We start from the raw sequence: 9,592 nt of genomic DNA on the forward strand, positions 1-9,592 counted from the left end.
ATGTCCTCCTTGACAAAAATTTTGGTGCGTACCATCATCAGTTTAGCACAAGGCGGCTTAGTTTATCAGTCTGTCACATCTGCTGAATTTCATTTTTGAGCATACGCTTGATTTTATCGCTCATGGTTTCTGTGCTGGTATTGCTGAAATGGACATGAACCTTGTAGGTCGTCTTGCCGATTTTCTTTACCATCGCTGGCGTGTTTTCCGGCGCTCTGGCCGCAGCAGCGGCGTCTGCCATCTGCATAGTACGGGGTTCTTTGTTCATAGCGCTCCTTTCTCCGAACGGGTCTGTGCCGCCCGGTAAAAAATCAATCGTGCTTACTGTTTACAATGTCTTTTGCTGCCTGTCGGGTGACACCGGCATTTTCTTCCCGGAAATTCTTCCCGTCAAAGAGGATCGGCGCACACCGTTCCAAAATACGGTCATAGATACGGGCGTGGGCCAGATCAGGCGGATTTTTCAGCTCGGACAGTTTCAAGTTTGTTGTGATAATCATGGGTCTTCGGCTGCGATAGCGGCTGTCGATGACGAAAAACATCTGCTCCATAGCATATTCGGTACTGCGCTCTACACCCAGATCGTCAATGATAAGCAGGTCATATTCGTCAAAGCTGGCAATAAACTCTGACCTGTCCTCAGAGAACATCCCTGTCAGGCGGTTCAGAATGGTGGGGAAGTTCGTCATCAGCACCGGCACATCCTGGTCAAGTAGAGCGTTGGCAATACATCCGGCGAAAAAAGACTTGCCGGTTCCCACATCTCCAAACAGTAAAAGCCCGATATTGCTCTTATATGCCTCTTTCCAGTTCTCCACATAGGCATGAGCCTTGTCCATCAATGGGTTTTGCCTGTTATCATTGGAAAATGTGTAGTCGTACAGATAACGGTCTTGCAGGCCCTGTGCCTTTCGGCGTTTGATACGCTCCATGCGGCGCTGCCGTTCTTCAGCAGCCTTGCGCTGCTCCTCAGCCTCCCGCTGGCACTGGCAGATGCAGTGCGGCATAAAGTAGCCGGATTTCCCGAAGCATGGCACAACGGTCTGCCTCTGGCCGCCGCATTTCTTACAGTGAATGAGCCCGTCTGACGGGTCTATATACTCGTCCTCAGCCAATTCCACACCGGCAGCTGCCTTGTCGATGAATGCCCGGATTTCTGCGGTAATCTCAATCATACAGTTTCATCCTCCTTTACGCTGTAATCCCGGTTGCGTGAGGGTGTGACCGTTTTTTTAGCGTCCTCACCGGCCCAACGCCGGATGGTCGCTGCATGGCTCTGATAACGCTTGCCAGTAGAAGCCATGTACTCGGACAGCTTTTCGATGTACTGTTCCCATACAGCAGGAAAGCTGACCTGCAAGTCTGCCAGTTCTTCATCCGTCAGGAAAACATTCTGGTAACGGCCATAGGTGTGGGAAGGGTGCCCCGTTTCAGGGCGTACCTTCTCTATCTCTCTCTTTATCTCTATCTCTTTCTCTAACTCTATCTCTATCTCTGGTGGACGAATGTCGGACAAATGTCCGCCACTTGTCCGGAGCGCAGAAAGAGCCTTATTTTGAAGCCTTGCAGCCCGCTTTCGCTCGGCCTCGGTAGAGGACTGGCCTATTAAAAGTTCGATGTTGCTCATGTAGAATGTGCCGCTGTCCAGCACTTCCACAAGACCCAGCTTCAAAAAGATCTGCAAGGCTCTCTCCACAGTGCCGATCTGCTGGCGGGTAATGGTAGCGATCATCTGCGCTGTGTAAGGGATGTCCTCGTCAAGCTGGAGCCGCCCGCCATGTTTCAGCGATTTCAGGTACAGCTTGAGCAGAATGTTGGAATACAGCACACCGTCCTGCATACTTTCCAGCAGCACGATGGAATCATCATCAAAATAGTTTTCTTTGAGTTTCAGGTAATAATATTTTCGATTGTCTGACATAGGGTTCCTCCTTAGGGGTTCTTTTGGGATTCTGTACGCATTTTAAGGCTATTTTAGGGGTCAGAGGATAAATCTATCAGACTGCCTTTGACACCCTCAAAAAAAGCCTTGATTTACAAGGGTTTTTCAGCCCCTAAAGCGTGACATTTCTCCCGTTGTTTCCGCTTGCGCTTTGCGGCGTTAATCCGCTTCATGCGTGCGGCACATTCCGGGCAGTATTTAGCCCGGTTAGAACCGGGGGTAAACAGCGCCCCGCATACGGCGCATTTCTTAGCATTCAGCCGGTGGAACAGCGCCGTTTCCAGTTCCTTATCCTGCGGCAATACCGCCGCCCGAAACCACCTGCACAACAGGGAGTAGGAAATGGACTGGACACAGATACATTCCTCCCCATCGTCCAGGGCGATACAGTTTCCGGCAATGTAGTTGCAGCACTCATGCACCAGTTTCCGCGCTCTGCGGTACTGGCGGTAATCCATGACAGGGATAGGTTCAGTCTTGTTGTTCTTCATAAATGATTTCTTTCATAAAGCAGGTAACCTCCTTGAATGAATTTATTGTTAAATATTCGTGCAAAGTATTGTTTTCTTCGTGCAAATGGCATATACTATAATTGCCAGCAGAAAGGGGTTGATCGTATGGCTGGAAATACCACAAACATCAGTATCCGCATGGACGCAGATTTGAAAGCGCAGGCGGACGCACTGTTTACTGAACTTGGCATGAACCTGACTACGGCGTTTAACATCTTTGTGCGCCAGTCGCTTCGTGAAGGCGGCATTCCCTTTGAAGTAAGGCTGGAACAGCCGAACAAAGAAACGGTTGCTGCCATGCTGGAAGCGGAAAGGATTGCAAAAGACCCGTCTGTAAAGGGCTACAATGACCTTGACGAGTTATTTGCTGACCTGAAAAGATGAAAGAAACCAAATATACCGTCAAGTACACGACCAGTTTCAAAAAGGACTACAAACGAGCCATCAAGCGTGGCTTGAAGATTGAGCTGCTGGAGCAGGTCGTAGCATTGCTGGCAATGGGCGAACCGCTGCCGGATAAGAACCGTGACCATGACCTGTCCGGCGATTGGGCAGGTCATCGGGAATGTCATATTCTCCCGGACTGGCTGCTTGTCTATCGCATAGAGGATGATGTTCTGGTGCTGACGCTGGCCCGCACCGGCACACACAGCGACTTGTTCGGCAAATAAACAGTCTGCCGCCGTATGGGGAAACCTGTACGGCGGTTTTTCTGTATGCAAAAGTATGTCGTGAAACGCGACGCACTTGACAGGGGTACGCCAAAACGCGGTAGCCTTTACCGCTCCGGCCCACGGTCGTGAGACTTGTCCCTTTCCTGTCGGGACAGCTGCTCGGCGGTTTTGCGGAGCCGTTCCACTGCTTTCAACTCCTCCCGCATGGATTTCATGGCAAGCGTGTCCGTCTGCTTTCCGGCGGCCAGCTGGTCGATTTCCCGCTGCCATGCCTTCGGGGTGATCCCCTCGCCGCTGTCTTTCAGTTCTTTCAGATACCGGGCTGCTGCATCATACAGGATCAGTTCCCGGCTGTGGCGCTGCTCAAACTGTTCCCGTTTTTCCGGTTTTACTTTGGCAAGCTGCTTGTGGATGGACTTGTACTGGTTGTACTGTTCCCACATCTCCCCGCGTTCGGTAAGAATGGCGATCCGGCGCTCAGCCTTGACGATCTTTCCCCGCAGGTCATAGTAACAGCTGTTCATATCAGCGATTTTTTCATGAAGCTGCTGCATAGACTGGATGCCGTTTACCTGCAAAAAGCTGAATAGTGCAGCGCTTTCCTGCAAAGCCCGGATTTTGCCGGTGCGGGTGCGGGGAGCGTTCAACTGCTGTTGGGCTTCCCACAAGGCGGTCAAGCTGCTTTGCTGCGTTTGTGGTTTTTCCGCTTCCGCTTTCGACCAGCGATAAAGACGGGTAATGCGAGCTTTGATTTCTTTCAGCAGCTTGTTGTCGGCGACGATCTGTCGGTTTACTTCCCCCTTGTCGGTGCGGATACCGCGCTTTTCCATTTGGCTGGCAGCTGGCCCCAGATGGACAGAGGGAATTTTATCAATGCCCTGCCGCTTGTAGCTGCGGTGGTCAATACGCTCCGGTCTACCGGCAGATTCCAGTGCCCGGTTGGTGTAGGCTGCCCACGCTGCCCGCCAAATCTCCACATTTCCTTTATCGTTCCAGTCGGTCGTATCCTCCCGATGATTTTTCCAGCCGCCTTTCCCATCCGGGATACGCTGTCCATTCTCGTCCAGATCGTATGCCTTGCGGCACTTTGCGCCCCACTGTCCATTTTCTTTCAACGGCCGGAGCGTCAGCATGATATGGACATGAGGGTTGCCGGTTCCCTTGTCATGGATAGCAAAGTCGGCGCACATTCCTTTGTCTACAAAGTTGTCCTTCACATAGGCACGCACAAGGGCAAGCTGTTGTTCGCCGGACAGTTCACGGGGTAAAGCTGCCTCAATCTCGCGGGCAAGCTGGCTGTCTCTTGCTTTCTCGATTTGCTCCACGCTGTTCCAGAGGATAGAACGGTCTGCAAATTCCGGCGGGGCGTGGGCAGGCAGCATGATCTCCGCATGGACAATGCCGCCTTTCCGGGTGTAGTCGTGGGTCATTCCGTCCCATTCATTTGTCAGCTTGGTTCCGCTGCGGTAAGCAGCTGCGGCAACGGCAGAACGGCCTGCGCTGCGCTTGATAATACTGACGGGGATATGACAGAAATCTATGGGGAACACCTCCTTTCAGTGAGGGGATAACAGGCTCTGTGGAGCCTGACAAACGCAAAGCGGGTGTCCGGCTGCGCAGAGCGCACAAGGGGTTTGGGGAGCGTAGCTTCCCATCGCGGACGAAGTACGCAACGCCCCCGGCAGGGCGCACAGCACCGGCAACGGTGTATAAGTGCGCCCTTGTAAACAAGGGACTTATGGCGTATCCCCGGATTTTGACAGGTTTGCAGTCAATTCCGCAGCCCCCGGAAGATGGGACAGGGTAATCAAAAATGCTTTGACCTCTGTTCCGGAAAGGTTGGGAGCCAGCGGAAAAATCCCCTCCAAAATGGCTCCGCGCTCAATCAGGCGGCGGGTGCGAACCCTGCGTTCTTCGTTCCGCTGCTTGTTCTCCAAAATCTTCTTTCGGTTTTCAAGCTGCTGGATTTCCTTCAGGACTTTCTCCCGTTCTTCTTTTTGGGGGTGGGCTGTAATTTTTTCGTTCATATCATGCACCTCTTTTCTTTGGAAACGCTCATAGATTGACCGTCCATTTCTGACGCACAAAGTACCGGCGCAACCTCCGCAGTGCAGCGTGGATGGATTTTCCCGCCTGCGATGGTGTGATACCTTCCATTGCGGCAATATCTTTCACTTTCATGCCCAGCATATAGCGGGCATGGACACGGCGGGCCTGCATAGGTGGCAGGGAAGAAATGGCTTCGTACAATCGCCGTATCAGTTCTTCGTATTCGGCTAATTCCTCTTTTTCTATCAGATAATCCTCTGGCAATGGCTGCGCCCAGCCGATTGCAGCATTTTCGATTCCGTCGTTACAATCGAGGGAGTAAAACGCCTTATAGCGGAACATCTTGCGTTCCCTGGCGGCCTCGGCTCTCTTATCCAGAAGAAACGCTTCGACGATTTCATCGGACACCTCCACAAAAATGTCCTCTTTGCAAAATGGATAATATTGTTTGAGATTGATGGTCTGCATAGGCACGCCCTCACTCTGTTTGGAAAAGGCCATCATAGCAACGGCGCATATTCCGCAGCCCCCGACGGATGGAAACGCTGACCTTGCTGCTGTGGACGCCCTCTCTCCGGGAGATTTCCGGCTGCTTGATACCTCCAATGTAGTAGGCGTGAACACGGCGGGCCTGTGTCGGAGTGGCATGAGCCAGAGCCACCGGCAGAGCTGCTATCAGGTGCAGGCGGGTGGTCATTTCTTCTCGTTCCAGCAAAATATCTTCCGGCGATCTGCTGTGTTCCAGTGCGTAATTTTCCAGCCAGCTGTATGCGTCCAGAGAGTAGTAGGCGCGGTGGTAGACTTTCCGACGCTCATAGTTCTCCATCTCCCGCTGGGCCTGATACATCGCTGCCCATACCTCGTCCGTAACATCCACAAACTCGTCATGCCGGTAGTGGGGATACATCCACCGCAGATTGATTGTTTTCATAGGCTTACCTCCTGAAAATCGGAGAGGCGGGCAGCTCGTCCGCTGTCCGCCCCTCGCTGAGATAAGGGAAATGATCCCTTTCACTTGGTAGCCAGAAAACAGGTCATTCGTTAAGCCTGTTTTCAAAGAAATTTATAAATTTTTTTCTGACCGCCTCCACACTTTGATACACAGCCACTTTGGAGCAGCCGCACAGCACACCGATCTCTGCAAGGCTCAGCCCGTCAAGCGCATAGAGCAGGAACCGGCGGCGCTGGGCCTCGGTACAGGTGTCCAGAACTGCCATCAGCTCATGTAGCGTTTCCATGCGGCAAAGGTATTCTTCCGGCGTTTCGCCGTAGGCTCCTACACCCTCGGTGGTAATGATGTACTCGTCAAACTCCCGGCCATCCCAATGCCGCCGCTGTTCATGGAACAGGTTCTCCGTTTTGTGATCTGCCCGATCAAGAAATTCATAGACTTCCAGCGTGACCTCCACGGCCACAGCTTGTCCGTTATAATTGATGGTAACTTCCATCTGTCCTTCCTCCATTCAGACTTTTTTGGGAAAATCTGAATGGGGTGGTGGGGCGCGGCACCGGGGATAAAGTTCGGGCCATGCTGACCCGATGTTCCGGCTCCATAGGGACAAAAAAGCGCCCGGACGGCATAAAGCCATACGAGCGTAATAGAGTATATTTGGCTGTTTAGTTACATGGTATAGTGCATACTGCTGGCCGCATTGCTCCGCTGCTGGAAACAGGCTTTTTTTAGCTGGTGCAGGTCATGGGTACTGTGAAAAAAGGCAAACATAGACACGGCGGCAATCCTCCTATATGCCGCCGTGGATTTACACGGTGTTAGGTCGTCGTTGGTTTAGGATAAACGAAAAGAAACGGCGGCTCTGAAATCAAAGCCACCGCTTCATAGGCGCGTGGAAATGTGTCTGCTTTACGACGGCTTTTTTTCTTTTGCCGTCGTCCGGCAGAATGTTACTCCATATTCAATTCAATGCTTCCAGTGAAATTTTCACATTCAATGCCGATATAGTTTCCACCTTCAGGGAGTGTAATTGTATCACTATATGTTCCGGTTGTTTCAAGCAAAGTGACTTCTTCATCAGCTCCAGAAATCCAAAATACTTTTGCAGTTCCATCCGTAACCTCCAGCGCGCAGTCAATAGACAGATCCTTACCCGCTTCACGCTTTATGGAAGTTCCGCCGAACAAATACTCTGTATCTGAAAAATCCTCATAGTTGGCTGTATAGCTTCCTGTATAATCATCAATTCCTTTTTCTTTCGTACCTTGTAAGGATGAATTTCCGGTAAGTGCTATGGAACCAGCAGACTGAACAATATTGTTATACTGATCGAGAACTTCATCTTTTGTACAACCGGAAAGCACAGAAGCGCCCAACAGTATCAAGCATAATGATAGAACTATTTTCTTCACAGGTATCACCTTCCTTTCCTGCGTACAGCACGCTTTCCTTTTCCCTTGGAATTTGCCTGTTTACGGGATTTTATTTCTTTTTTGTTACTGGACATCAGTAACAACAGCACCGCCCAGAGAACCATGATGCCAACCCCAATGACTGCCAGCAAAGGATTCGGGGCTGTGGTTGTTCCGGCATATCCACTCATGTCAAAGCCCACTAAAATCAGCGCAGCAGAAAACGGATAGATGCTGGCAAGGATACCGCCTTTGAAGAACAGCATGCTATATCCAAGGAAAAACGCCAGAATGGAACCTCCCAGATATGCCCCTCGGATCTGCCCAAAAATCAAGATCAGCGGCATACAGACCAAATAGGTCGTCAGAGCTGCCAACACGATCTGTGTACCTCCATGAAAAAACACTTCCACTGTCAGTCCCGATAATCCAACCGTCAATCCAGTAATCAAGGTAACGCCAACGCTGTATATTCCCAGCAGGACTGCAAAAATCCCGACCCAAAAGAGCTTAGCTCCCAGCATTTTCGGCATGGAAACAGGAATTGTCATGATGTTTTTCAGCGTATCATGGGTGGATTCTCTGTCAATCAGCCAGCTGCCAATCATCACCAGTGAAATCGGAAAAAACATCTGCGTATTGCCCCAGACAACATTCTCAAACAGAGTGGAAAAATCATAGTTTGGATTTCGGTACTCCGCCTCCACAATCAGCTGGCTCCCATATTGCACCAACGGACAGAGTGCAAGCGCCACCAGCCCCACCCAAAGTATTTGGCACCGGCGTAGCTTGAGCAATTCTGCTTTTAATAAATTCCACATAATTACACCCCCTTAGATTTCCTGGCGCCGGTAAACCAACGCAATCAGCGCAAGAAATACAACGGCTTCCCCAACAATCACACCGAACACCTGAACACCATTCAGAAAATACGGACTGATCCGTTCCAACAAGTCTGCCAATTCCGCACTGGTCTGGCTTTGGTCATAAAATTGGAAGGTCCAGCGGAAAGCCAGCGGTCCCGGAAACAGGGTTCCGATATTCAAACCAAAAGGCTGTGTGAGGAACGCATCGCTCATCGAAAGGATATAATTTGCAGTCGTATAGAAAAAGGTAATCACGACCGACACGATATAGTTTTTATTAAGAAGAACAACGAGCAGGATACATGGAAGTGCGCCTACCCACATAATCAGCCCTTCTTCTATCCCAACGCCAAACAAGGTCCAAAACCCAACCGGCTCCCAGCCCTGAAACAGCAAAACCGCAAGATTTACCAATCCTCCAACTGCCATAAAGCCAACGGCAAACAATAGCAAAACCAGCATCTTGGACAGCACCAACTTGGTTCTGTTTATCGGTATGGTAACAAGGTTTTTTAGTGTGTCATTGTCCAGCTCCTCAAACAGCAGATTGGAAGCCAGTATCACAAGGAGCGGCATCAAAAGCAAATAAGCACTGAGCTGGAACAGGCTGGACATCACTCCATTTACAGCATCCACATCAGTGTTTACATCTGCCAGAAAGAAAGCATAAGCCAATGGCATGAAAACAGAAAGCAGCAGAGAAATAAATACCAAGGGCTTCCGTTTTAATTTCAAAAATTCGCATTTGATTAGTTTAAGCAATTCCTTCGCCCCCTGTCACACGCTTGAAGTAATCTTCAAGACTTTCTTCACAAGTATGCGCCTCCGATACCTCCAATCCATTTTCTACAAAGGCAGTTACAATTTTCCCCACAGGCAGATCAAGGTTGTGCAGGCGCAGATTGTGGTCGTCCTGTATGGAAAAATGGTTTTCATGGAAATTGCGTTCCAAAATTCTTGCCGCCTGTGCAGTATCAGAGAGTGTAAACCGGATATGCTTACTGCTTTTTTGCTCCAGTTCAGCAAGGCTTTCTTCTTCCAGCAATGCGCCGTGGTCGATAATTCCAATATCGTCAGCCAGCAAGGAAATCTCCGAAAGAATGTGACTGGAAATCAAAATGGTTTTTCCTCTTGCGTCGCAAAGCTCCCGAATAAAGGAGCGTACTTCTGCAATACCGATAGGAT

General features: G+C 50.3%; 14 protein-coding genes and 1 pseudogene. 2 read left to right on the forward strand and 13 right to left on the reverse strand.

The annotated features are described in order from the left end of the window. Positions 1-73: 73 nt before the first annotated feature. The 4 genes from OCV63_RS01530 to OCV63_RS01545 form a co-directional block, all read right to left on the reverse strand. On the reverse strand, positions 74-268 hold the full coding sequence (locus OCV63_RS01530) for a transposon-encoded TnpW family protein (protein ID WP_005933543.1): 195 nt from the start codon (positions 266-268) through the stop codon (positions 74-76). A gap of 43 nt (positions 269-311) precedes the next feature. Continuing rightward, a complete protein-coding gene (locus tag OCV63_RS01535) occupies positions 312-1,175 on the reverse strand; it encodes an ATP-binding protein (protein ID WP_005933545.1) in 864 nt (287 codons plus the stop codon). Further along, positions 1,172-1,921 carry a phage replisome organizer N-terminal domain-containing protein gene (locus OCV63_RS01540; protein WP_005933547.1) on the reverse strand — a complete coding sequence of 250 codons (750 nt, stop codon included), beginning with the start codon at positions 1,919-1,921 and terminating at the stop codon, positions 1,172-1,174. The genes OCV63_RS01535 and OCV63_RS01540 overlap by 4 nt, the downstream gene beginning before the upstream one ends. A 113-nt stretch (positions 1,922-2,034) precedes the next feature. Then, positions 2,035-2,433: a cysteine-rich VLP domain-containing protein gene (locus OCV63_RS01545; RefSeq protein ID WP_005933550.1), complete on the reverse strand. Its 399-nt coding sequence runs from the start codon at positions 2,431-2,433 to the stop codon at positions 2,035-2,037. A 126-nt stretch (positions 2,434-2,559) separates the two neighbouring features. On the opposite strand from OCV63_RS01545, the gene OCV63_RS01550 reads away from it, so the two are divergent. Beyond that, positions 2,560-2,838 (forward strand): type II toxin-antitoxin system RelB/DinJ family antitoxin, encoded by a 279-nt coding sequence (locus OCV63_RS01550; RefSeq protein ID WP_005924829.1) that lies wholly within the window; start codon positions 2,560-2,562, stop codon positions 2,836-2,838. Next, positions 2,835-3,125 (forward strand): type II toxin-antitoxin system YafQ family toxin, encoded by a 291-nt coding sequence (locus tag OCV63_RS01555; protein WP_002596328.1) that lies wholly within the window; start codon positions 2,835-2,837, stop codon positions 3,123-3,125. The genes OCV63_RS01550 and OCV63_RS01555 overlap by 4 nt, the downstream gene beginning before the upstream one ends. Before the next feature lie 107 nt (positions 3,126-3,232). Here the strand turns inward: OCV63_RS01555 and mobQ are convergent, their stop codons facing one another. The 9 genes and pseudogenes from mobQ to OCV63_RS01600 all read right to left on the reverse strand — a co-directional run. Then, positions 3,233-4,678 carry a MobQ family relaxase gene (gene mobQ, locus OCV63_RS01560; RefSeq protein WP_118083553.1) on the reverse strand — a complete coding sequence of 482 codons (1,446 nt, stop codon included), beginning with the start codon at positions 4,676-4,678 and terminating at the stop codon, positions 3,233-3,235. A 186-nt stretch (positions 4,679-4,864) separates the two neighbouring features. Next, positions 4,865-5,155, reverse strand: a complete 291-nt coding sequence (locus tag OCV63_RS01565; RefSeq protein ID WP_002596326.1) for a DUF3847 domain-containing protein — start codon at positions 5,153-5,155, stop codon at positions 4,865-4,867. Between the two features lie 28 nt (positions 5,156-5,183). Then, positions 5,184-5,645, reverse strand: coding sequence for an RNA polymerase sigma factor (locus OCV63_RS01570; protein ID WP_002596325.1), 462 nt, complete (start codon positions 5,643-5,645; stop codon positions 5,184-5,186). A gap of 10 nt (positions 5,646-5,655) precedes the next feature. Continuing rightward, complete coding sequence (locus OCV63_RS01575; RefSeq protein WP_002596324.1) at positions 5,656-6,108, reverse strand: hypothetical protein; 453 nt, start codon at positions 6,106-6,108, stop codon at positions 5,656-5,658. 103 nt (positions 6,109-6,211) lie between these two features. Further along, positions 6,212-6,625, reverse strand: a complete 414-nt coding sequence (locus OCV63_RS01580; protein WP_002596323.1) for an RNA polymerase sigma factor — start codon at positions 6,623-6,625, stop codon at positions 6,212-6,214. Positions 6,626-7,079: 454 nt separating this feature from the next. Next, positions 7,080-7,541: a hypothetical protein gene (locus tag OCV63_RS01585; protein ID WP_038259777.1), complete on the reverse strand. Its 462-nt coding sequence runs from the start codon at positions 7,539-7,541 to the stop codon at positions 7,080-7,082. Between the two features lie 5 nt (positions 7,542-7,546). After that, a complete protein-coding gene (locus OCV63_RS01590; protein WP_002596321.1) occupies positions 7,547-8,362 on the reverse strand; it encodes an ABC transporter permease in 816 nt (271 codons plus the stop codon). Positions 8,363-8,374: 12 nt separating this feature from the next. After that, complete coding sequence (locus OCV63_RS01595; protein WP_002596320.1) at positions 8,375-9,169, reverse strand: ABC transporter permease; 795 nt, start codon at positions 9,167-9,169, stop codon at positions 8,375-8,377. Then, positions 9,162-9,592, reverse strand: a pseudogene (locus OCV63_RS01600) (ABC transporter ATP-binding protein); the annotation flags it as partial. The gene OCV63_RS01595 and the pseudogene OCV63_RS01600, both read right to left, overlap by 8 nt.

This window comes from Laedolimicola ammoniilytica (assembly GCF_025567165.1).
Classification (GTDB): domain Bacteria; phylum Bacillota; class Clostridia; order Lachnospirales; family Lachnospiraceae; genus Laedolimicola; species Laedolimicola ammoniilytica.

Excerpts from the sequence above, each read along its gene's own strand:
- OCV63_RS01530 (WP_005933543.1), bottom strand. The coding sequence starts at position 268 with ATGAACAAAGAACCCCGTACTATGCAGATGGCAGACGCCGCTGCTGCG.
- OCV63_RS01535 (WP_005933545.1), bottom strand. The coding sequence starts at position 1,175 with ATGATTGAGATTACCGCAGAAATCCGGGCATTCATCGACAAGGCAGCT.
- OCV63_RS01540 (WP_005933547.1), bottom strand. The coding sequence starts at position 1,921 with ATGTCAGACAATCGAAAATATTATTACCTGAAACTCAAAGAAAACTAT.
- OCV63_RS01545 (WP_005933550.1), bottom strand. The coding sequence starts at position 2,433 with ATGAAGAACAACAAGACTGAACCTATCCCTGTCATGGATTACCGCCAG.
- OCV63_RS01550 (WP_005924829.1), top strand. The coding sequence starts at position 2,560 with ATGGCTGGAAATACCACAAACATCAGTATCCGCATGGACGCAGATTTG.
- OCV63_RS01555 (WP_002596328.1), top strand. The coding sequence starts at position 2,835 with ATGAAAGAAACCAAATATACCGTCAAGTACACGACCAGTTTCAAAAAG.
- OCV63_RS01565 (WP_002596326.1), bottom strand. The coding sequence starts at position 5,155 with ATGAACGAAAAAATTACAGCCCACCCCCAAAAAGAAGAACGGGAGAAA.
- OCV63_RS01570 (WP_002596325.1), bottom strand. The coding sequence starts at position 5,645 with ATGCAGACCATCAATCTCAAACAATATTATCCATTTTGCAAAGAGGAC.
- OCV63_RS01575 (WP_002596324.1), bottom strand. The coding sequence starts at position 6,108 with ATGAAAACAATCAATCTGCGGTGGATGTATCCCCACTACCGGCATGAC.
- OCV63_RS01580 (WP_002596323.1), bottom strand. The coding sequence starts at position 6,625 with ATGGAAGTTACCATCAATTATAACGGACAAGCTGTGGCCGTGGAGGTC.
- OCV63_RS01590 (WP_002596321.1), bottom strand. The coding sequence starts at position 8,362 with ATGTGGAATTTATTAAAAGCAGAATTGCTCAAGCTACGCCGGTGCCAA.